Raw genomic sequence first — 21,347 nt, 5'->3', positions numbered from 1 at the left:
TGATGTCCCGGGGAGCCCGCTCGTGAGCGTCCGGGGAGGCGGTGGGGCCGTGCCGTCCGTGCCCGCCGGGCCGCCGGAGGAGCGGCCGTCGCGCAACGCCTGGTGGTCGCTCGCGGTGGTCAGCCTGGCGAGCGTCCTCATCGGCCTCGGCGGCAACGCGCTGAACGTCGCGCTGCCCGCCGTCGTGCGGCACTTCCGCGCGAGCCCGCTCGCCGCCAACTGGATGCTGCTGTCGTTCATGCTGGCCAGCACCGTGCTCATCGTGGTGTTCGGCCGGTTCGCCGACATGTTCGGGCGGCGCGCGATGTACCTGGCGGGCCTCGCCGCCTACACGGCGGCGAGCCTGCTGCTCGGCCTCGCCCCGACCGCGTGGACGCTCGTCGCGCTCCGCGTCCTGCAGGCCGCGGGCGGGGCGATGCTGCTGGCCAACAGCGCGGCGATCCTCACCGAGGTGTTCCCGCGCCCCCACCTCGGGCGGGCCATGGGCGTCTACACCGCCGGGTTCTCCATCGCCCAGCTCGCCGGGCCGACGCTCGGCGGCTTCCTGGTGGAGACCTACGGCTGGCGGTGGGTGTTCTGGTACAACGTGCCGGTCGGGGCGGCGTGCCTGGCCCTCGGCGCGGCGGTGCTGCGCCCCGACCGGCGGGCCGCGGGCGAGCGCGGCCTCGACGTGCCGGGCAACCTGCTGATCCTCGCCGGGCTCGGCGGGCTGCTGTTCGGGCTCTCGCAGGCCAACGACCGCGGCTGGGGCAGCCCCGTCGTGCTCGGCGGCGTCCTGGTCTTCGCGGTGCTGCTGCCGGTGTTCGCGCGCGTCGAGCGCCGCGCCCGGCACCCCGTCGTCGACCTGGCGCTGTTCCGCGACCGGCCCTTCGCGCTCGGGCTGCTCGCCAGCTTCCTCAACGCGACGGCGCGGGTCGGCGCGGTCGTCATCATGGCGCTGTTCTTCCAGTCCGTGCAGGGCGAGGACGCGGTGGCGGCGGGGCTCAAGGTGCTGCCGATGTCGGCCGTCGCGGTCGTCGCGTCCACCGGCGCGGGCTTCCTGGACCGGCGCGTCGGCGCCCGGACGATGGCGGCGGCCGCGACCGCGCTGACCGCGCTCGGCCTGCTCGCGCTGCTCGCCACGGTGTCGGCGGACGCGGGCTACGCGCCGATCGCGGGCGCCCTCATGCTGCTCGGCGCCGGCAGTGGAGCGTTCCTGCCCGCCAACGCGACGGCGCTGCTCGACGGCCTGCCCGCGCGGCGCCTCGGCATCGTCAACGCGATGCGGCTCATGGTGATGAACGCCGGCATCGTGCTGAGCACGGGCCTGTCGCTGTCGCTCGTCGCCGCGCCCGTCCCGGCGGCGCTGCGCGGCGCCGTCTTCGCCGGCACGCTGCCGCGCGTCGCGCCGGACCGGGTGCCCCTGCTGGTGACCGGCTACCGGTACGCGCTCGGCGGCCTCGCCGTCCTCGCGCTGCTGGCGCTCGCCGCCTGCCTGGCCTCGCGGCGCGCCGCCCGCGACCGGGACCGGCGGCGCCCGGAACGATCAGTGGTTGACGCGCCGGGGCCGGGGGCGGCAGCTTAGGGCGGCGGGCCGGGCGGAACCGGACCCGTCCCACCCCACGCACGATCCGGAGGGTCGCCTTGGCCTTCACCGACGATTCCGGCGCCGTCCCCGGCCCCGCCCTTCCCGGGCCGGCGCCCGTCCCCGCGCCCGTCCCCGCGCCCGCGATCGTCGCGGCGCCGCCCCCGGCGTCCCTGCCGGCCCGCGCCGGGCGCTGGAACGTCGCCTCGCTCGGCCTGGCGATGTTCGGGCTCTACACCATGTTCATGGGCGCGCTCGCGCTGCTGCTGCCCCGCCAGGTCGAGCGGATCACCGGCGGGGACGGCAAGGTCACCGTCCTCGGCGCCGTCACCGGCATCGCCGCGGTGGTCGCCGCGGCGGCCCAGCCGGTCGCCGGGCACCTGTCGGACCGGACGCGCTCGCGGCTCGGCCGCCGCAACGCCTGGGTGCTCGGCGGCGGCGTCGCGGCCGCCGCGCTGATCGCGCCGGTCGGCCGGATCGGGGCCGTCCCGCTGCTGGTCCTCGCCTGGTCGGCGGTGCAGGCGGCGGGCAACGCGATGCAGGCCGGCGTCACCGCCGCCCTCGCCGAGCGGGTGCCGGTGGAGCGCCGCGGCACCGCCTCGGGCGCGGTCGGGCTGGCGATGGTGCTCGGCATGGTCGCCGGGCCCGCCGTCGCCGGGATCGGCGGCTACCCCGCGCTCGCGGGCGTCGTCCTGGCCGCGTCGCTGCTGTTCGTCGCCACCACCCGCGACCGGCCCGCCCCTGCGCCGGCGGGACGCACCGACGACGTCCCGGACGCGGGCGGCGCCGCGCCGGGGGTGCGCCGCGACTTCTGGTGGGGGTTCGCCAGCCGCGCCTCGCTGTTCCTGGCCTACGCGATGGTCGGCGGCTACGCGCTCTACATGCTCCAGGACTACGCGGGCGTGCCGGACGACCGGGCGGAGGGCAAGGTCGCGCTGCTGAACGCCGCGCTCGGCGCCGGCGTCATCGTCATGGCGCCGCTCGCCGGGTACCTGGCCGACCGGGCGGGGCGGCTGAAGCCGTTCGTCATCGTCGCCGCCGCCGGGTTCCTGCCGGCCTTCGCGGTCATGTACGCGGCGCCGAGCACCGGCGGCCTCGCGGCCGGGTTCCTGCTCGTCGGCGTCGCGTTCGGCTCCTATCTGGCGGTGGACCAGGCGCTGCTGACGCGGGTGCTGCCCGGCGCCGACCGGGCGGGCCTGGACCTTGGCGTGCTCAACATCGCCGCGGCCGGGCCGCAGATCGCCGCGCCCTTCGCGGCGGGGCTCGTCATCGCCCACCTCGGCGGCTACCGGGCGCTGTTCCTGGTCGGCGCCGCGCTCGCCGTCGCGGGGGCGCTCGCCGTCGCGCCGATCCGCTCGGTGCGCTGACGCGCGGGGCCGGCCCCGCCGGGAGCGTGCGGGGCCGGCCGGACTCGCGGCGGGATCAGCCGCCGATCGCGGAGTCCTGCGCGGCGGCGGTGATCGCCGCCGCGTCCTCGGGCAGCAGGTAGCCCGACTGGACCGAGGCGTCCGCGGCCGCCCGCACCTTGCCGACGTAGTCGGCGTGCGTCGGGTAGAGGCGGCTCAGCGACGGCTCGGCGGTGCGCGGGAAGGACGGGTCGGACGGGTCGCCCGCGTCGTGCCGGTCCCAGGCGTCGGCGTCGCCGTTCCACGGGTCGCGCGCCCCGTACAGGCCGCAGAACACGCCGCCGCCGGAGGTGTCGCGCTCCCCGGTGAGGGTGCGGGTCGGGACCGTGACGTCGGGCAGGCGGACGCCGCCGGCGGCCAGCCCGGTGGCCGGGTCGCGCAGGTTGGTGCTGAGCGCGGCGCCGCTCGGCGGGCGGGCGCCGCCCTGCGCCCAGGCGGTGAGGCCGCGCAGCGCGGCGTTCATCGACCAGTGGCCGGGACCGTCGTTGTAGGGGGCGGAACCGGCCGCGCAGTCGGGTTGCGGCGCGGCGGCGCCCGCCGACTTCTGCACGGTCGGGTTGCCGAGGTCGTAGGCCCACTGGTCGCCGTGCGCGGTCCCGGCGAGCTCCCAGTGCAGGACGCGGGAGGTGTCGGGCTGGCGGGCCAGGGAGGCGACCGGGACGTCGGTCTCGGTCAGCACCACGAACGTCGGCACGGTCAGGTCGGTGCGGATCCGCGAGGGGTTCGGCATCGCCAGGGTGTCGAGGATGTCGCCGCTGATGGGCGCGGCGATCGCGCTGTTGCTGTGGATGAGGAAGCCGTCGTAGACGCCCGCGACCGGCTGGATCGCGTCGGCGTAGGTGGTCATGAGGCCGGCCGACTGCGACTCGCCGTCGGCGAGCAGCGTCCTGATCTTCAGGCCGCCGAGGGGGTCGGGGCCGTCGGGGGTGCGCAGGGCCTGGCCGGCCTGGGAGAAGATGTCGTAGGCGTAGGCGTCGCCGGGGTGCACGAGGCTCCCGTAGCGCGCCGGGTCCCAGCCCTTGAGGCCCTTGATGTCGCCGAGGCCGCCGTTGACGCCGACCGACTGGGCCGAGACGCCGACCCAGGCGTAGCCCTTGCGGAGCAGCTCGTCGCGCTCGAACCAGTAGTCGGGCGACAGGTCGATCTGCCCGCTGACGTTCAGCCACTCGACGACGACGGTCCCGTTGAACTTCGCCGGGTCGGTCGGGCGGCGCACGAGCAGCCGGGTCTTGTAGGCGGCCTGTCCCGACTGGCGGACCCGCCAGCGGCCGTCGGACGTCCAGAGGCCGGACTTGGCGTAGGAGGAAGCGGTGCCGGCGATGAAGTACTCGTTCTCGGTGTAGCCGTAGGAGCCGAGATCCTCGGCGGCGGCGAGGAACGGGAAGCCGTGGGTGCCTGCGGGCGGGGTGGTGACGGCGGGGCTCGCGGCGGCGGCCTCGGCGGGCGCGCCGGGCGGGGCGGCGATCAGGGCGGCGGTGAGGACCGCCCCGAGGACCGCGGCGGCGGCCCTTCGCCAGGGGGAGCGGGCGGGTGTGCGCACGGGTGACCTCCGGGAGGGGGGTGAGAGGCGTCGTGGAAGCACAGTGTCGGGCGGCCCCGCCGGCCGAAAATCGGGAAAATCGCCAGGGTCCGGGAAAGGCCCGCCCGCACGGGCCGCCCGTCCCCCCGTCGACCTGCCTTGATGCAGGCTTGCCGTTCTGCCGGGTTTGACCGCCCGGCTGCGCGGGAGGATGGAGAACAAGGAACGGGTCCAAAAGCGCGGCCCTCGAACGACTCCGCCTGGAGCGAGGTACGCCGTGTCCGGAACCGCAGTGACGTGCATGGAGAGCACGCCCGTGCCCGTCGTTCCGTCCTTCCGCGCGAAGGGCGGCTCTGCGGGCGCACCGTTCCCGCAGCCTGCCGCCCTCCCTCCCCGGTTCTCCTCCGCATCCAGCGGAGTCGGCTCCCCCCTAGGCGTTCGCGCGACCGCCGACCCGGCGCCGCAGGGCCCCCGCCCGCCCGGCGCCGCGGTGCCGGTCTGACGCACCCCGGCGAGACGACTTCCCCCGCAGAACAGCGGAAGAGACACATCGGAGGACCTTGCCATGTCTGCTCCCACCGCTTTCCAGCCCGCTCCGGTCCCGCCGGGGATCGAGGAGCGGCTCGCCGAGATGAAGGCGCTGCCGCCCGGCGACCCGCGCCGCGAGCGGCTCCGCGAGCAGATCATCCTGTCCTGCACCCGCACGGTGCGGGCCGTCGCCGGCCGGTTCGGGTCGCGCGGCGAGGCGGCCGAGGACCTGTTCCAGGTCGGCATGATCGGCCTCATCGCCGCCGTCGACCGCTACGACCCGGGCCGCGGCAACCGTTTCATGGCGTTCGCCATGCCGACCGTCACCGGCGAGATCAAGCGGCACTTCCGCGACCGCGGCTGGACGATGCGGCCGCCGCGCGAGGTGCAGGAGCGCTGGGCCCGCGTCAACGAGGCCCGCCCGCGCCTCACCCAGACGCTCGGCCGCTCCCCCACGGTCGCCGACCTCGCCGGCGACCTCGGGTTCAGCGAGGAGGAGGTCGTCGAGGCCATCACCGCGGGCGACGACTACCACGCGCGGTCGCTGGACCGGCGCGCCGACGACGACCCCGACGGTCCGACGATCGGCGAGACGATCGCCGACCCCGAGCCGGAGATGGACCTGGTCGCGGCGCGCGAGGCCGTCCGCCCGGCGCTGCGGCGGCTGCCCGAGCGCGAGCGGCACATCCTGCTGCTGCGCTTCCACGGCAACAAGACCCAGCGCGAGATCGCCGACATCGTCGGGCTGTCGCAGATGCACGTCTCGCGGCTCATCCGCGACAGCCTCGCCGCGGTCCGCGCCGAGGTCGAGGAGCAGCCCGCCTGAGCGCGGGCGCCCGGGGCGGCCACCTACTGGACAGGTGTCTGGTCAACTGCCTAGATTGAGGTGGCCGCCACCCCGGGAGGACCCCGCCCATGCCCAGCCGCTACGCCCCCCTGAGCCGCGCCGAGCTCGCCGTGCTCGTCCCCGAGCTGCTGCTGATCGGCCACCTCATCGACCGCGCCGGCATGCCCTACTGCCTGGAGGCGTGGGGCGAGGAGCAGATGACTCAGGTCGCGATCGAGGAGTGGGCGGGCGCGAGCCCGATCTACACCCGGCGCATGCAGCGGGCGCTGCGGTTCGAGGGCGACGACGTCCCCACGATCTTCAAGGGCATGCAGCTCGACATCGGGGCGCCGCCGCAGTTCATGGACTTCCGCTACAGCGTCGCCGACCCCTGGCACGGCGCCTTCCACCTCGACCACTGCGGGGCGCTGCTGGACGTCGAGCCGATGGGCCCGGCGATGGTGAAGAACATGTGCCACGACATCGAGGACCCCACCTTCGACGCCACCGCCGTCGCCACCAACCCGCGCGCGCAGGTGCGGCCGGTCCACCGCCCGCCCCGCACGCCCGCCGACCGGACGCCGCACTGCGCCTGGACCGTCGAGATCGACCCGTCCTTCCCCGTCGTCGAAGCGCTCCCCGCGCTCGCCGACATCGAGCGCACGCGCGCGGCGACCCTCGACCTGGACCCGATCGACCCGGCGGGCGACGGCCTCGCCGACTACAGCGGGGCGCTGGTCGACGACCTGGACTTCGCCGCCTTCTCGCACTCGGCGCTCGTCCGCATCGCCGACGAGGTCGTGCTGCAGAACCACCTGCTGAACCTGTCGTTCCAGCGCGCCGTCCGCGCGCGCGCCGGAGACGACGAGGGGCTGTTCCGCCGCATCGCGCTGAGCCAGCTCGTCGGCCACGCCGGCGTCGCCGCCGAGCGGCTGCACCGCGCGCTCGGCCTCGGCTCCTCCCCCGAGGACGCCGCGACGCTGCTCGAACTGCACCCGCTGATGAACCCGCTGCCCTACGTGGACCTGGTCCGCGACGGCGCCGCCGTCACCGTCGCGCCGTCCCCCGCGCACGAGGACGGCGGCTGGCCGGCGCTCTGCGGGCCGGACGCCCCGGACGCGCTCCGCGCGATCGTCCGTGCCGCCGACCCGCACCTGGACGTCGAGGTCACCGGGACGCCGACCGCCTGGACCGCGCGCGTCGTCGTCACCGGCACCGCCGCCCCCGAGCCGGGCCCGGTCGCCGTCACCAAGATCAGCAAGGGGGCGGCCTTCGCCTTCGAGCCGCGCCGCTCCCTCCCCCTCTACGTCCGCTGACCGGGGGGCACGGGCACGGAGGTCAGAGCAGGTCGAGGGTGCGCAGGTCGCGGACCATGGCGCAGGCGCGGCGGATCATGGCGAGGAACATCGCGTCGCCGCGCTCGGTGCGGGTGCCGTAGGCGCAGCCGAGGACGGTGACGAGCGGGCCCTGCAGGGCGCAGGCGCGGTAGTCGCGGAAGCAGTCGTCGGCGGTGTAGCCGGTGACGCCGTGGGCGGCGAGGCCCGCGTGGTAGCGGGCGGCGAGCGCCTCGTCGTGGCGGGCCCGCTCGGCGGGCTCCAGGGCGGTGCCGACGAAGAACGCCAGGTCGCGCAGGGGGTGGCCGAGGCCGAGGTTCTGCCAGTCCACGACCATGACGGGGCCGGCGTCCGGCGGGAAGAGCAGGTTGTCGAGCCGGTAGTCGCCGTGCAGGAGCGCGAAGCGCCCGGACGGGCCGGAGCGGTCGGCGAGCCAGCGCGGCATGGCGTCCGCGGCGTCGTGCAGGACGCGGGCGTCGGCGTCGTCGAGGACGCCGGCGAAGCGGTCGGTGAACGTCGTGACGGCGGGCGCGAAGACCTCGCCCATCGCCGCCGACAGGTCGCCCGCGAGCCAGGGCAGCCCGGCGAGGGCGGGATCGCACCAGCGGGGGCCGTGCAGGCCCGCGAGGCCGTCCACGGCGGCGGCCGCGCGGTCCGCGCCGCACCCGGCGATCTGGTCGCCGGCGGTGGCGGGCGCGGCGTCCTCCAGCAGCAGGACGAAGGCGGTGGCGTCCTCGGTGACGGCGCTGTAGTGGCAGCGCGGCGTGCGCGTCGCCACGGTGCCCGCGACGTCCCGGTAGAACCGCACCTCGGCGCGGTAGGCGGGGGCGATGAGGGCGCGGACGCCGGGGTCGGGCGACGGCAGCTTGGCGATCAGCGTCGCGGGGACGCCGTCGCCGGTGAGGGTGAGGCGGTAGCAGGCGCCGAGCTGCCCGGACCCGACCTCTTCGCACTCCACGGCGGTGACCTCGCGGCCGAGCGCCGCGCTCAGCCAGGGCGCGGTGAGCTCCCCGGGCGCCTGGGCGACGGCCGCGCTCACGCCGGCCCCGCACCGGGGTTGAGGGAGGCGCGGGCGCCGAGGCGCTCGGGCCGGACCGCGCGGTAGGCGGCGAGGACGGGCGCGAGCTCGTCGGGGGTGGCGCCGTGCAGGATGACGCTGTCGGCCCCGGCGTCCAGCTGGTCGAGGACGCGGCGGGCGCAGCGCTCGGGCGGCCCGGTGGCCGACGCCGCCAGCCACTCGGCCGGGATCAGCTCGGTGAGCCGGTCCAGCTCGGCGGGGGTGGCGGTGGCGTCGAAGGCGCCGGTGTACCCGGCGACGAGGGGGTCGGCGCGGAACCGGGCGAGCGCGGCGGGGTCCCAGCCGTTGACGCGCACCAGCAGGTCGCCGTAGCCCTGGAGGTAGGTGGCGAGGCGGCCGGTCAGCTTCAGCGCGCGCCGCTCGGCGGGCAGGTGGTCGCCGACGGTGGCGAGCACCGACCAGATCCGGACCGACGCCGGGTCGCGGCCCGCCCTCTCGGCGCCCCGGCGGACCGCCGCGACCGACCGGGCGAGCGTCTCGTCGGTGAAGAAGGTGTGCAGGACGACGCCGTCGGCGAGGCCCCCGGCGAACTCCAGGGTGCGCTCGCCGAGCGCCGCCAGCATGATCGGGATGTCCTCGTCGAACGAGGGGTCCTGCGACAGGTAGGGGAAGTCGCCGGCCGGCCCGTGGTGGTCCACCACCGCGCCGCCCCGCCACAGCGTGCGGAGGACGCCCGCCACGTCGGCGAGCTGGGCGCCGGTGACCCGCGGCAGCCCCATGACGTCGAAGAGCGGGTCGAAGCCGCGGCCGAGGCCGAGCGCGAACCGGCCGCCGCTCAGCCGGTGCGCGGTCGTCGCGAGCGTCGCCGTCAGCAGCGGGTGGCGGGTGTTGTGGTTGGTGACGCCGGTCGCGATGCCGATGCGCTCGCTGACGGCGGCGGCGGCGCCGACCAGCGTCGCGGCCTCCTTCGTCGCGAACCGCTCGGAGACGAAGACGGCGCCGAGGCCGAGGGCCTCGGCCGTCCGCACCTCGTCCAGCAGGTCGCGCGGGGTGGCCGAGTGCCCGGCCAGCCCGTAGAAGCCGAGTTCCCAGAGATCTTCCATGCCGCTCCCGGGTGCGCCCATTATGAGAACGAGAATCCCGATATGGACGGTAGCCGTCGGCCGCCTTCGCGGACAAGGCCCCGCAGGGCCGCGGCCGGTGGGATCATCGCCCGGATGACCGGAACGTCCCGCCGCGCCCGGCGGCGGAGAGCAGGAGGAGCGCATGGCCGGCGAGCTGGACGGCAGGCACGCCCTGGTGACGGGCGGGGCGTCGGGGATCGGCCTGGAGTGCGCCCGCGCGCTCGCGGGCGCGGGCGCCGCCGTCACCCTGGTCGACGTGTCCGCGGAGGCGGTCGCCGCGCGGGCCGCCGAGCTCGGCGGCGGCGCCCGCGGGATCGCCGCCGACGTCACCGACGAGGCGCAGGTCGAGGCGGCGGTGCGCGCCGCGGTGGAGGCGTCGGGGCCGCTGCACGCGGCGGTGAACTCCGCCGGCACCGGCACCTTCGGGAAGGTCACCGACCTGCCGGCCGACGAGTGGCGGCGGATCATCGACCTGAACCTGACGGGGGTGTTCCTGTCGCTGAAGCACGAGGCGCTGCACATGGCGGACGGCGGCTCCATCGTCAACCTGGCGTCGCTGAACGCGCGCCAGCCCGGCATCGGGTTCGCCGCCTACTGCGCGAGCAAGGCGGGCGTGGAGATGCTGACCAAGTGCGCGGCGATGGACCTCGGGCCGCGCCGCGTCCGCGTCAACGCCGTCGCGCCCGGCCTGATCGACACGCCGCTCACCGCCGGGCTGATGGGCACCGAGGTGGAGCGCGACTACCTGGACAACATCCCGCTCGGGCGCACCGGCACCACCGGCGACGTCGCCGCGCTGGTGCTGTTCCTGGCCTCGGACGCCAGCGCGTGGATGACCGGGGACCTGCTGTTCGTGGACGGCGGCGCGCACACCATGCGCTACCCGCGGATGGCCTGAGCCTCCGCGGGCCGGGCCTTCAGGGCGGCGGCGAGGTCGGCGACCAGGTCGTCGGGGGCGCGGAAGCCGGGGAAGAACGCGCAGACCCGGTCGCAGTCGCCGTAGCGGGCGGTGATCTCGGCGGCGACCCGCTCGGGGGTGCCGTGGGCGGCGAAGGTGGCGAGCAGGTCGTCGGTGACCAGCGCGGTCATCTCCGCCCACCGGCCCTGCTTGGACAGCGCGTTCAGCTCGGGCTGCAGGTCGCCGAGCCCCTCGGCGTCCAGGACGCTCCGGTAGGCGGGCGTGGAGCCGTAGAAGGCGATCGTGGCGCGGGCGCCCGCCGTCGCGGCCTCGATCTCCTGATCGGTGCGGCCGACGGCGACGATGACCTCGGCGGTCAGCTCCAGGTCGGCGCGGGTGCGGCCGGACGCGGCGAGGCCGGCCTCGATGGCGGGCATGGTGCGCTCGCGCATGTGGCGGGCGCTGTTGAACGGCATGACCAGGACGCCGTCGGCGACCTCGGCCGCCATCCGGTTCATCCGCGGGCCGAGCGCGCCGACGAGCACCTTGGGGACGCCGTAGGGGTTCGGGCCGGGGTCGAACGCGGGCGTCATCAGCGTGTGGACGGTGTGCTCGCCGCGGAAGTCCAGGCGCGTCCCGTCCTGCCAGGCGCGCAGGATCGCCTTGACGGCGAGCACCCACTCGCGCATCTGCGGGACCGGGCCCTCCCACCGCGACCCGAACCGCTTCTCGATGTGGGTGCGGATCTGCGAGCCGAGACCGAGCCGGAACCGGCCCTGCGACAGCAGGTGCAGGTCGTAGGCGGAGTTGGCGAGGTGCATGGGGCTGCGCGGGAACGCGATCGCGACGTTGGTGAGCAGGTCCAGCGTGCAGACCGGCGCGGCCGCCACCAGCGGGAAGAACACGTCGTGGGAGTTCTCGAAGGTGAACACCCCGTCCACGCCGGTGCCCTGGAGCGCCCGCGCGCGGTCCGCCGCCTCGGCGACCGACTCGGCCAGGATGACGTCGAGTTTCGGGCTCATCGGTCCCGGTCTCCTTCGCGTGCGGGGGGCATGAGCAGGACCGGTTTCACGGCGGTCCCGGCGAGCGCGTCGGCCTCGGCGCGGTCGATGGCCTCGAACGGGTAGGTCGTGACGAGCTCGTCGAAGGGGAACGCGCCCCGCCGCCACAGCCCGATGAGGCGCGGCACGAACACCTGCGGGACCGAGCGGCCCTCGTAGCCGTAGGTGACGGTCTTGCCGGCGAGGGCCTGCGGGTGGACGGTGAGCGCGTCGAGGCCCGCACCGACGAGCACGCACGCGCCGGGGCGGCGCAGCACGTTCACCGCGTTGGCCATGACGGCGGCGGCGCCGGTGGTGTCGAGGCTGAAGTCCACCCCGCCGGACGGCCCCGCCGCCTGGGCGAGGACGTCGGGCGCGGCGCCGTCCACGACGCGGGTCGCGCCGAGGCGGGCGGCGAGTTCGAGCCGCGCCGGGTTCAGGTCGACCGCGACGATGTCGCCGGCGCCCGCCGCCCGCGCGGCCATGACGGCCGACAGGCCGACCGCTCCGGCGCCGAACACCGCGAGGGACTGGCCGGGCGCGAGCCGCATCTGGTTGAGGACCGCGCCGGCGCCGGTCTGCACGCCGCAGCCGAGCGGGCCGAGCAGTTCCAGCGGCAGGTCGCGGTCGACCTTCACCATGCCGCGCTCGGCGGCGAGGGCGTACTCGGCGAACGACGACTGGCCGAACCAGCGGTTGGCGACGGGCGCGCCGGACGCGTCCCGGGCGCTCGTCCCCCCGTCGGGGGTGCGGCCGCCGAGATTGCGCGCCTCGAAATCGGCGCAGTCGGTCGGGGCGCCGCTGCGGCAGGCCGCGCAGGCGCCGCAGGTGTCGAAGCTGAGGACGACGTGGTCGCCGGGCGCGACGGCCGTCACGCCCGGCCCCGTCGCCTCGACGACGCCGGCGCCCTCGTGGCCGAGGACGGCGGGCAGGAAGGCGTCGCCGAGCAGTCCGCTCCGGCCGAACAGGTCGGTGTGGCAGTGACCGGCGGCGACGACGCGGACGAGCGCCTCGCCGGGGCCCGGGCCGGCCAGCTCCAGCGTCTCGATCGAGTAGGGGGCGTCGATGGCGCGCAGCACCGCGCTGCGGGAGGCGGTCACGAGCGCACCGTACAAGAACGGGTATCCCGTTTCAATAATGGCCGCCGCCGGTAGACTCGCCCGGGTGACGGAGCAGGTGGGGGCGGCGGCGGATCCCGGGGGCATGCCCGCGTTCAAGCGCGCCCGCCGGCAGCGGATCATCGACGCCGCGTTCGACGCCCTGGAGGGGCAGGAGTACGAGCGGATCCGCATCAGCGAGATCGCCCGGTCCGCCGACGTCGCGCTCGGCACGCTCTACCGGTACTTCTCCTCCAAGGAGCACCTGTACGCGGTGGTGCTGCGCGAGTGGGCCGAGCGCGACCACCACGAGCGCCGCCGCCCGCCGCCCGCGTCCGGGCTGGAGCGCGCCCGCATCCGCATCCACGCGATCGTGTCGGCGTTCGAGCGGCGGCCGCAGTACTTCAAGCTCAACATCCTGCTGCAGGCCAGCGCCGACCCCGAGGTGCAGGCGGTCCTCGCCGGGCTCGGCGCGCGGGCGCGGATGCTGCTGGCGAGCGACTTCGAGGCCGCCGGCGTCCGCGAGCCGCAGGACGCCGCCGCGATGCTGCACGCGCTCGGCCACTCGCTGCTGACCTCGACCGTCTACCACGGCCGTCCCGTCTCCGAGACCCACCGCCTGGTCGACCGCTTCATCGACCTGTACGCGGGCGGCGCCTCCTGACGGGCGCTCCCGGGCTCAGGCGCGGGGCGGCGCGGGCGCCCGCAGGCGCAGCAGGCGGCGGGCGACGACGTGCAGGTTGTGGCGGAGGCGCTCGTCGTCGAAGTGCATCAGGCGCGGGTCGCGGGCGGCGATGAGCAGGCCGCCGCTCACCATGACGGTGGCGAGCAGCGTCTCGTCGTCGGGCCCGTCGCCGGCGAGGAGGGCGGTGATGCGCCGCTCCAGGCCCCGCACGTCGTCGCTCTCGTGCACCAGCGTGGTGATGGCGGGGTCGGACTGCAGGACGGCGGCGAGCCGGCGGTTGTCGACCACCAGGTCGATGATCCCGCCGAGGACGACCTCGGCGCGCTCGGACCGGCGGCGGCGCCGCTCGGCCTCCTCGGTGACGGCGCGCAGCCGCTCCAGGGCGGGCGCGATGACCGCCCGCACGATGTCGTCCTTGCTGCGGAACTGGTGGTAGACGGCCGCCTTGGTGACGCCGAGCTCGTCCGCGATCATCTGCAGGGAGGTGCCGTTCACGCCGTGCCGGGCGAACAGGTCCAGCGCGACCGACAGCACCCGCTCCCGGGCCGCTCCCGGCGGCTGGCGCTGCATCATCGCGCGCACTGTACCAGCGCCCGCCCGGACCCCCTCCGATCTCCGATCATCCCGCCTTCCGCTCCCCCGGCCTCACCCGCCTCTGCGCGTCCCTGCGGGCCGAGGCCGACGACGGCTACCTCGCGGGCGCCGAGTCCCTGCTCGCCCGGCTGGCCTTCGAGCACGGCGTCATCGCCGGCATCGCCGAGACGGTCGCGGGCGCGGCCGGACACGTCCGCGGCTTCCTGCTCGCCCTGTCCAGCGGCCGGCTGGACGAGGAGCCGGCGCGCCTGAGCGCCGCCGTCGACCGGCTGCGGCCCGGCGCGCTGCTGCTCTGCAACGAGTCGCTGTCCTCCACCAACGAGCGCGAGGGGTCCGCGATCGCCGGTGAGATCCTGGCGGCCCTCACCGACCTCGGCGTGCGCGTCGTGTTCGTCACGCACCTGTACGACCTCGCCCGCCGCGCGAGCACCGAGGCCCGCGCCGACTACATGTTCCTCACCACCGAGCAGGACGCCGCGGGTGCGCCCACTTTCCGCCTCGTCCCCGGCGTCCCCTCCCCACCGCCCGCGCCCTCTACGACCGCGTGTTCACCGTCCCGCCGCCGCAGTAGGATCAACCTAGCGATTGCTCGGGCGAAGGGGGGACGGTGTCCGGGGTGGGTGCGGAGGAACTGCGCGACATCGCCGACGAGCGGCTGATCCGGAGGCTGCTCGCGGCCTACGTCGACGCCGTGAACCGGGGGGCGTGGGCGGAGTTCGGGGAGCTGTTCCTGCCCGAGGCCGTGGTCGAGGTGGTGCGCGGGCCGGGGCTGCCGGCCGACGCCGCGACGGGGCCCGACGGGGTCGCGGCCATGGTGAGCGGGTTCGCCGGGCGGTTCGACTTCCTCGTGCAGGCGCTGCTGAACGCGCGCGTCGAGCTGCGCGACGGCGGGGATCCGGACCGGGCGTCCGCCCGCGTCACCATCGGCGAGTACCGGCGGCTCTCCGCCTCCGGGCGCTTCGTGCACTCGGCGGGCACCTACCATGATCGCTACGAGCGGCGCGGCGGGCGCTGGCGGTTCGCCGGGCGCCGGTACGAGCGGACCTACGTCTCCGAGGCGTGAGCGGCGAGAGGAAGCCCATGACACCCCAGCTCTCGGTCCCGCTCCCGTCCTTCTCCGCCGACGCGCCGCCGAGCCGGCGGCCCCTGCTGGAGACCGCCGCGATGCTGGACCGGGCCGGGGTGGACCGCCTGGTGGTCTCCGACCACGTCGTCTTCGGCGAGGACCTGGACGCCTACGGCCGTCCCGAGAGCGGCGGCACGCGCGGCGGCGTCCAGCCGACGGGCCCGGACGGGCACTGGCTGGAGCCCCTCACCGTCCTGTCGGCCGTCGCCGGGGCGACGTCGCGGATCCGGCTCGCCACCGGCGTCCTGCTCGCGGCGCTCCGCCGCCCCGTCGTGCTGGCCAAGACCGCCGCGACCCTGGACGTCCTGTCCGAGGGGCGCCTCGACCTCGGCGTCGGGGTCGGCTGGCAGCGCGCGGAGTACGAGGCGGCGGGCCTGGACTTCGCCGAGCGGGGACGCCTGCTCGATCACACCCTGGAGGTCTGCCGGGTCCTCTGGAGCGAGCGCCGCGCCTCCTACGACTCCCCCGGCCTGCGCTTCGAGGGCGTCCACATGATGCCGAAGCCCGTCCGGGACGGCGGCGTTCCGGTCTGGGTCAGCGGGACCGTCAACCCGCGCGTGGTCCGGCGGGTCGCCCGGTTCGGGGCGGGCTGGATCCCGTGGGGCGACGCGGCCCGCGACGTCGTCGCCGGCATCGCCGCCATGCGGGCGGCCCTGGAGGAGGCCGGGCACGACCCCGGGGGCCTCCAGGTGACGGGCGCGGTGCCGATCGCGCACGGCCCGGACGGCGCCGTGGACCTCGCGCGGACCATGGACGCCGTCCCCGCGCTCGCCGCCGCAGGCGTCACCGACTTCCGCCTCCGCCTGCCCGCCGCCCCCGATCCGGCCGAGGCCGAGGCCCGCACCCGCGCCGCCGTCGCGGCGTTCCGCGAGGCCACCGCTTGATCGGGAACCCGCGCGGGCGGGCGCTCCGGCGGTCCCGGACGCCCCGATCGGACGGACCGATTTAGAGGGCTCCCACAAACCGGGGCCGCTCAGCGAGTACGTGTCCGACATGGCGCCGCCGGCCGCCGGCCAGAAGGATGGCAGTGTCGGATCGGTGTGTCGCAGAGCACACGCGTCGTCGTCTGGGGAGAGGGTTCGGTCGGGTGTTCACACGTGTCGCCATCGTCAACCGGGGTGAGGCCGCGATGCGGCTCATCCACGCCGTCCGCGAGATCGCCGCGGAGACCGGCGCCCGGATCGAGACCGTCGCCCTGCACACCGACGTGGACCGCGCGGCCGCCTTCGTCCGCGAGGCCGACCTCGCCCACGAGATCGGCCCGGCGTCCGCCCGCCCCTACCTCGACCTGAAGGTGCTGGAGCGCGCCCTGCTGGACACCGGCGCCGACGCCGCCTGGGTCGGCTGGGGCTTCGTCGCCGAGGACCCGGCGTTCGCCGAGCTGTGCGACCAGATCGGCGTGACGTTCGTCGGGCCGAGCGCGGACGCGATGCGCCGCCTCGGCGACAAGATCGGCGCCAAGCTCATCGCGGAGGAGACCGGCGTGCCGGTCGCGCCGTGGAGCCGCGGCGCCGTCGAGAGCCTGGACGCCGCGCTCGCCGCCGCCGAGCGGATCGGCTACCCGCTGATGCTGAAGGCGACGGCGGGCGGCGGCGGCCGCGGCATCCGCGTCGTCACGAACGCCGGCGACCTCGCCGACGCCTACGAGCGCACGTCCCAGGAGGCGGCGAGGGCGTTCGGCAGCGGCGTGGTGTTCCTGGAGCGCCTGGTCACCGGCGCCCGGCACGTCGAGGTGCAGGTCATCGCCGACGGGCAGGGCACCGCCTGGGCGCTCGGCGTCCGCGACTGCTCGGTGCAGCGCCGCAACCAGAAGGTCATCGAGGAGTCGGCGTCGCCGGTGCTGCGGCCCGAGCAGGCCGCCGAGCTGAAGGCGTCGGCCGAGCGGCTCGCCGTCGCGGTCGGCTACCGGGGCGCCGCGACGGTGGAGTTCCTCTACCACCCCGGCGACGAGATGTTCGCGTTCCTGGAGGTCAACACCCGGCTCCAGGTCGAGCACCCGATCACCGAGGCCACCACCGGGTTCGACCTGGTGAAGGCGCAGCTGCACGTCGCGGCGGGCGGGCGGCTGGAGGGCCGGCCGCCGGCCGAGCGCGGGCACGCGATCGAGGCCCGGCTGAACGCCGAGGACCCCGACCGCGACTTCGCGCCCTCCCCCGGCCGGATCTCCCGGCTGGACCTGCCCGCCGGGCCGGGCGTGCGGGTGGACACCGGCGTCCGCGAGGGCGACACCATCCCGGCCGACTTCGACTCCATGATCGCCAAGATCATCGCCTACGGGCACGACCGGGACGAGGCGCTCGGCCGGCTCCGCCGGGCGATGGCGCAGACCACGGTGATCATCGAGGGCGGCACCACCAACAAGAGCTTCGTGCTGGACCTGCTGGACCGCCCCGAGGTCGTCGACGGGTCCGCCGACACCGGCTGGATCGACCGCGTCCGCGCCGAGGGCGGCCTGGTCTCCCAGCGGCACTCGGGCGTCGCGCTCGCCGCCGCCGCCATCGAGGCGTACGAGGAGGAGGAGCGCGCCGAGCGCGAGCGGCTCCTGTCGACGGCGGCCGGCGGCCGCCCGCAGGCCCGCCACGAGAGCGGCCGCCCCCTCGACCTGAAGCTGCGCGGCGCCGGCTACCGGGTGCGCGTCGCGCGCGTCGGCACCCACCGGTTCCGCGTCGGCGTCGAGGCCGGCACCGGGGCGGGCGCCGAGGCGCGCACCGTCGACGTCGAGCTGGACCGCGTCGACCGCCACACCGGGCAGATCACCGTCAACGGCGTCCGGTACCGGCTGCTCACCGGCGGGCAGGGCCCGATCCACCTGGTCGAGGTCGACGGCGTCGCGCACCGGGTGAGCCGCGACGAGGGCGGCGTGGTCCGCTCGCCCGCGCCCGCCCTCGTCGTCGCGACGCCGCTGGCGGTGGGCGAGGAGGTCGAGGCGGGCGCGCCCGTCCTCGTGCTGGAGAGCATGAAGATGGAGACGGTGCTGCGGGCGCCGTTCCGGGCGCGGCTGAAGGAGTGCGTCGTCGCGGTCGGCAGCCAGGTCGAGACCGGCGCGCCGCTGCTGCGGCTGGAGCCGCTCGCCGACGAGGACCCCGCCGGGGACGCGGCCGGGGACGCGGCGGCGGCCGAGCCCGTCGACCTGGACCTGCCGGACGCGCCCCGCGAGGTCCCGATCCGCCAGCGCGCCCGGCGCGGCCTGGAGGACCTGCGCAGCCTGCTGCTCGGCTTCGACGTCGACCCCCACGACGACCGCCGGGTCCTGTCGGACCACCTGGCCGCGCGCCTCGTCGCCGCCGCCGACGGCCGCTCCCCGCTCGTCGAGGAGATCGGGCTGCTCGACGTGTTCACCGACCTCGCCGAGCTCAGCGGCAACCGGCCCGCCGACGGCGAGGCCGCGGGCGGCGGGCACGTGCACAGCGACCGCGAGCACTTCCACGCCTACCTGCAGAGCCTGGACGCCGACCGGGCGGCGCTGCCGGAGGCGTTCCGGGCGCGGCTCGCCGCCGTCCTCGCCCACTACGGCGTGGACGGCCTGGACCGCACCCCCGAGCTGGAGGCGGCGGTCTTCCGGATCTTCCTGGCGCACCAGCGGGCCGCCGCCGACGCCGCGGTCGTCACGGCGCTGCTGCGGGCCTGGCTGCGCGAGCCGCCGCCGCACCGCACGCTGCACGAGACCGTCGGGTACGCGCTGGAGCGGCTCATCGCCGCGACCCAGGTCCGCTTCCCCGCGATCGCCGACCTGGCGCGCGGCCTGGTGTTCGCCTGGTTCGCGCAGCCGCTGCTGCGCCGCAACCGGGCCCGCGTCTACGCCGACGTCCGCCGCCACCTGCGCCACCTGGACGCCCGGCCCGACGCCGCCGACCGCGCCGAGCGGATCGCCGAGATGGTGCGCAGCACCGAGCCGCTCGTCCGGCTCCTCGGCCAGCGCCTCGTCCGCGGCTTCGCCGACAACGCGGTGCTGCTGGAGGTGCTGACCCGCCGCTACTACGGCAACCGGCGCCTCACCGCCGTCCGCACCGCGGGCGCCGCCGGCTGCTCCTTCGTGGTCGCCGAGCGCGCCGAGTCGACGATCGTGTCGGCGGCGGTGCGCTTCGACGCGCTCGCCGGGGCGCTGCGCGGCCTCGCCGAGGTCGCGGCGGGCGAGGACACCGTCGACGCCGACGTGTACGTGTCGTGGGAGAACCAGCCCGAGGACTTCGACGCGATGGCGGCGGCGCTCCAGGAGGCCCTCAACGCCGGGACGCTCCCGCCGCAGCTCCGGCGGGTCACCGCGACCGTCGCGGGCAGCGGCGGCGCCGTCATGCACCACCACTTCACCTTCCGGCCCGCGACCACCGGGATGGCCGAGGAGCGGCTCATCCGCGGCCTGCACCCCTACATCGCGCAGCGCATGCAGATGGAGCGGCTGGAGCGCTTCGACCTCACCCGGCTGCCGTCCTCGGACGAGGAGGTCTACCTCTTCCAGTGCGTGGCGCGCGAGAACCGCTCCGACGACCGGCTGGTGGCGTTCGCGCAGATCCGCGACCTCACCGAGCTGCGCGACCAGGACGGGCGGCTCGCCGCGCTGCCGACGGCCGAGTACACCATCGCGGCCTGCCTGGACTCGATCCGCCGCGCGCAGGCGCTGCGGCCGTCCAAGCGGCGGCTGCCGACCAACCGGATCGTCCTGTACGTCTGGCCGCCGAGCACCATCACCCGCGCCGAGCTGCAGAAGCTCGCCCGCCGGGTGATGCCGACCGCCGCCGGCGCCGGGCTGGAGGAGGTGCTGTTCATCGCCCGCCAGCGCGACACGGTGACCGGCGAGCTGCTGCCGCTCACGGTCCGCGTCGCGTTCGACGCCGCCGGGCGCAGCCGGGTGACCATCGGCGGCCCGGCCGGCGCGCCCGTCGACCCGGTCGACGGCTACCGGCAGAAGGTGCTGAGCGCCAGCAGCCGCAACACCGTCTACCCCTACGAGCTGACCGGGATGCTCGGCGAGTTCACCGAGCACGACCTCGACGACGCCGGCGCGCTCGTCCCGGTGGACCGGCCGAAGGGCCGCAACACCGCCGCGATCGTCGCGGGCGTCGTCGCCACCCGGACGCGCCGCCACCCCGAGGGCGTCACCCGCGTCGTGCTGCTCGGCGACCCGACCAAGGCGCTCGGCGCCCTGTCGGAGGCCGAGTGCCGCCGCGTCGTCGCCGCCCTCGACCTCGCCGAGCGGATGGGCGTGCCGCTGGAGTGGTACGCGCTGTCGGCGGGCGCCCGCATCTCCATGGAGTCGGGCACCGAGAACATGGACTGGGTCGCGGCGGCGCTGAAGCGCATCGTGGAGTTCACCCAGGACGGCGGCGAGATCAACATCGTGGTCGCCGGCATCAACGTCGGCGCGCAGCCGTACTGGAACGCCGAGGCGACGATGCTGATGCACACCAAGGGCGTCCTCGTGATGACGCCGGACTCGGCGATGGTCCTCACCGGCAAGCAGTCGCTGGACTTCTCCGGCGGCGTGTCGGCCGAGGACAACTTCGGCATCGGCGGCTACGACCGGGTGATGGGCCCGAACGGGCAGGCCCAGTACTGGGCGCCGGACCTGGCGTCCGCGCGGGACGTGCTGATGGCGCACTACGACCACACCTACGTCGTGCCGGGCGAGGCGGGGCCGCGCCGCGCCACCACCACCGACCCGGCCGACCGCGACGTGTCGGGCTTCCCGCACGCCGTGGAGGGCAGCGACTTCGCCACCGTCGGCGAGATCTTCTCCGCGGCCGCCAACCCCGACCGCAAGAAGCCGTTCGACATCCGCACGGTGATGCGGGCGCTGTCGGACCAGGACCACCCAGTGCTGGAGCGCTGGGCGGGCATGGCCGACGCCGAGACCGCCGTCGTCCAGGACGTGCACCTCGGCGGCCGGCCCGCGTGCCTGGTCGGCATCGAGTCGCGGGCGGTGCCGCGCCGCGGGTTCCCGCCCACCGACGGCCCCGACACCTACACCGCGGGCACGCTGTTCCCGCAGTCGTCGAAGAAGGCGGCGCGGGCCATCAACGCCGCGAGCGGCAACCGGCCGCTGGTGGTGCTGGCGAACCTGTCGGGCTTCGACGGGTCGCCGGAGTCGATGCGCAAGCTCCAGCTGGAGTACGGCGCCGAGATCGGCCGGGCGATCGTGAACTTCCGCGGCCCCATCGTGTTCTGCGTCATCTCCCGCTACCACGGCGGCGCGTTCGTGGTGTTCTCCAAGGCGCTGAACCCGAACATGACGGTCCTGGCGATCGAGGGGTCGTTCGCGTCGGTGCTCGGCGGGGCGCCCGCCGCCGCCGTGGTGTTCTCGCGCGACGTGGACGCCCGCACCGCGGCCGACCCGCGCGTGCGGGAGCTGGAGGACCGGCTGCCGCACGCGATCGGCGCCGAGCACGTCGCGCTGACGGCCGAACTGGACGAGCTGCGGTCCTCGGTGCGCGCCGAGAAGCTCGGCGAGGTGGCCGCGGAGTTCGACGGGGTGCACAGCATCCGGCGGGCCGTCGAGGTCGGGTCCGTCGACGCCGTCATCGGCGCCGCCGAGCTGCGCCCCCGCATCATCGAGGCGATCGAGTCCCGCCTCGGCTGACGCCGCGCGCCGCC

At 75.8% G+C, this 21,347-nt stretch carries 16 protein-coding genes; 9 read left to right on the top strand and 7 right to left on the bottom strand.

All coding sequences use genetic code 11. The features are described 5' to 3' along the window. Positions 1-22: 22 nt before the first annotated feature. Positions 23-1,564 carry a DHA2 family efflux MFS transporter permease subunit gene (locus K1Y72_RS34480; protein ID WP_308287371.1) on the top strand — a complete coding sequence of 514 codons (1,542 nt, stop codon included), beginning with the start codon at positions 23-25 and terminating at the stop codon, positions 1,562-1,564. A gap of 59 nt (positions 1,565-1,623) precedes the next feature. Further along, positions 1,624-2,931 (top strand): MFS transporter, encoded by a 1,308-nt coding sequence (locus tag K1Y72_RS34475; protein ID WP_220170734.1) that lies wholly within the window; start codon positions 1,624-1,626, stop codon positions 2,929-2,931. 55 nt (positions 2,932-2,986) lie between these two features. Here the strand turns inward: K1Y72_RS34475 and K1Y72_RS34470 are convergent, their stop codons facing one another. Further along, positions 2,987-4,510 carry an alpha/beta hydrolase domain-containing protein gene (locus K1Y72_RS34470; protein ID WP_220170733.1) on the bottom strand — a complete coding sequence of 508 codons (1,524 nt, stop codon included), beginning with the start codon at positions 4,508-4,510 and terminating at the stop codon, positions 2,987-2,989. 544 nt (positions 4,511-5,054) lie between these two features. Between K1Y72_RS34470 and K1Y72_RS34465 the strand changes: the two genes are divergently transcribed. Continuing rightward, positions 5,055-5,843, top strand: coding sequence for a SigB/SigF/SigG family RNA polymerase sigma factor (locus K1Y72_RS34465; RefSeq protein WP_220170732.1), 789 nt, complete (start codon positions 5,055-5,057; stop codon positions 5,841-5,843). Positions 5,844-5,932: 89 nt separating this feature from the next. Continuing rightward, positions 5,933-7,159 carry a hypothetical protein gene (locus K1Y72_RS34460; RefSeq protein ID WP_220170731.1) on the top strand — a complete coding sequence of 409 codons (1,227 nt, stop codon included), beginning with the start codon at positions 5,933-5,935 and terminating at the stop codon, positions 7,157-7,159. 22 nt (positions 7,160-7,181) lie between these two features. Here K1Y72_RS34460 and K1Y72_RS34455 read toward each other — a convergent pair whose 3' ends face one another. Then, a complete protein-coding gene (locus K1Y72_RS34455; protein ID WP_220170730.1) occupies positions 7,182-8,216 on the bottom strand; it encodes a phosphotransferase family protein in 1,035 nt (344 codons plus the stop codon). After that, a complete protein-coding gene (locus tag K1Y72_RS34450) occupies positions 8,213-9,298 on the bottom strand; it encodes a TIGR03857 family LLM class F420-dependent oxidoreductase (protein WP_220170729.1) in 1,086 nt (361 codons plus the stop codon). Before K1Y72_RS34450 ends, K1Y72_RS34455 begins: the two co-directional genes overlap by 4 nt. Before the next feature lie 163 nt (positions 9,299-9,461). Between K1Y72_RS34450 and K1Y72_RS34445 the strand changes: the two genes are divergently transcribed. Beyond that, positions 9,462-10,217, top strand: coding sequence for an SDR family NAD(P)-dependent oxidoreductase (locus tag K1Y72_RS34445; protein ID WP_220170728.1), 756 nt, complete (start codon positions 9,462-9,464; stop codon positions 10,215-10,217). On the opposite strand, the gene K1Y72_RS34440 is transcribed toward K1Y72_RS34445, so the two are convergent. Together K1Y72_RS34440 and K1Y72_RS34435 are read right to left on the bottom strand one after the other, a co-directional pair. After that, positions 10,199-11,239, bottom strand: a complete 1,041-nt coding sequence (locus K1Y72_RS34440; protein ID WP_220170727.1) for a TIGR03617 family F420-dependent LLM class oxidoreductase — start codon at positions 11,237-11,239, stop codon at positions 10,199-10,201. The genes K1Y72_RS34445 and K1Y72_RS34440 overlap by 19 nt on opposite strands. Then, complete coding sequence (locus tag K1Y72_RS34435) at positions 11,236-12,357, bottom strand: NAD(P)-dependent alcohol dehydrogenase (RefSeq protein WP_308287368.1); 1,122 nt, start codon at positions 12,355-12,357, stop codon at positions 11,236-11,238. Before K1Y72_RS34435 ends, K1Y72_RS34440 begins: the two co-directional genes overlap by 4 nt. A gap of 64 nt (positions 12,358-12,421) precedes the next feature. Here K1Y72_RS34435 and K1Y72_RS34430 point away from each other — a divergent pair, with 64 nt between their 5' ends. Further along, positions 12,422-13,018 carry a TetR/AcrR family transcriptional regulator gene (locus K1Y72_RS34430; protein WP_308287367.1) on the top strand — a complete coding sequence of 199 codons (597 nt, stop codon included), beginning with the start codon at positions 12,422-12,424 and terminating at the stop codon, positions 13,016-13,018. A 15-nt stretch (positions 13,019-13,033) separates the two neighbouring features. Here the strand turns inward: K1Y72_RS34430 and K1Y72_RS34425 are convergent, their stop codons facing one another. Together K1Y72_RS34425 and K1Y72_RS34420 are read right to left on the bottom strand one after the other, a co-directional pair. Continuing rightward, entirely contained in the window at positions 13,034-13,612 is a 579-nt protein-coding gene (locus K1Y72_RS34425) for a TetR/AcrR family transcriptional regulator (RefSeq protein WP_258574499.1), read from the bottom strand. Further along, entirely contained in the window at positions 13,609-14,034 is a 426-nt protein-coding gene (locus K1Y72_RS34420) for a hypothetical protein (RefSeq protein WP_220170724.1), read from the bottom strand. The genes K1Y72_RS34425 and K1Y72_RS34420 overlap by 4 nt, the downstream gene beginning before the upstream one ends. A gap of 215 nt (positions 14,035-14,249) precedes the next feature. On the opposite strand from K1Y72_RS34420, the gene K1Y72_RS34415 reads away from it, so the two are divergent. From K1Y72_RS34415 to K1Y72_RS34405, 3 genes are all read left to right on the top strand, one after another. After that, on the top strand, positions 14,250-14,696 hold the full coding sequence (locus K1Y72_RS34415) for a nuclear transport factor 2 family protein (RefSeq protein WP_220170723.1): 447 nt from the start codon (positions 14,250-14,252) through the stop codon (positions 14,694-14,696). A 17-nt stretch (positions 14,697-14,713) separates the two neighbouring features. Then, positions 14,714-15,643, top strand: coding sequence for a TIGR03619 family F420-dependent LLM class oxidoreductase (locus K1Y72_RS34410; RefSeq protein ID WP_220170722.1), 930 nt, complete (start codon positions 14,714-14,716; stop codon positions 15,641-15,643). Positions 15,644-15,846: 203 nt separating this feature from the next. Further along, a complete protein-coding gene (locus tag K1Y72_RS34405; protein ID WP_220170721.1) occupies positions 15,847-21,333 on the top strand; it encodes an ATP-binding protein in 5,487 nt (1,828 codons plus the stop codon). Positions 21,334-21,347 lie beyond the last annotated feature (14 nt).

It is taken from the genome of Actinomadura parmotrematis (genome assembly GCF_019458805.1).
Classification (GTDB): Bacteria; Actinomycetota; Actinomycetes; order Streptosporangiales; family Streptosporangiaceae; genus Spirillospora; species Spirillospora parmotrematis.
Note: the sequence above shows the minus strand (reverse complement) of the source record. Positions and strands in the feature narration are given on the sequence as shown.

Bases quoted from the DNA above. Each gene is read 5' to 3' on its own strand.
- K1Y72_RS34440 (WP_220170727.1), bottom strand. From the start codon at position 11,239: ATGAGCCCGAAACTCGACGTCATCCTGGCCGAGTCGGTCGCCGAGGCG.
- K1Y72_RS34425 (WP_258574499.1), bottom strand. From the start codon at position 13,612: ATGATGCAGCGCCAGCCGCCGGGAGCGGCCCGGGAGCGGGTGCTGTCG.
- K1Y72_RS34465 (WP_220170732.1), top strand. From the start codon at position 5,055: ATGTCTGCTCCCACCGCTTTCCAGCCCGCTCCGGTCCCGCCGGGGATC.
- K1Y72_RS34410 (WP_220170722.1), top strand. From the start codon at position 14,714: ATGACACCCCAGCTCTCGGTCCCGCTCCCGTCCTTCTCCGCCGACGCG.
- K1Y72_RS34460 (WP_220170731.1), top strand. From the start codon at position 5,933: ATGCCCAGCCGCTACGCCCCCCTGAGCCGCGCCGAGCTCGCCGTGCTC.
- K1Y72_RS34445 (WP_220170728.1), top strand. From the start codon at position 9,462: ATGGCCGGCGAGCTGGACGGCAGGCACGCCCTGGTGACGGGCGGGGCG.
- K1Y72_RS34450 (WP_220170729.1), bottom strand. From the start codon at position 9,298: ATGGAAGATCTCTGGGAACTCGGCTTCTACGGGCTGGCCGGGCACTCG.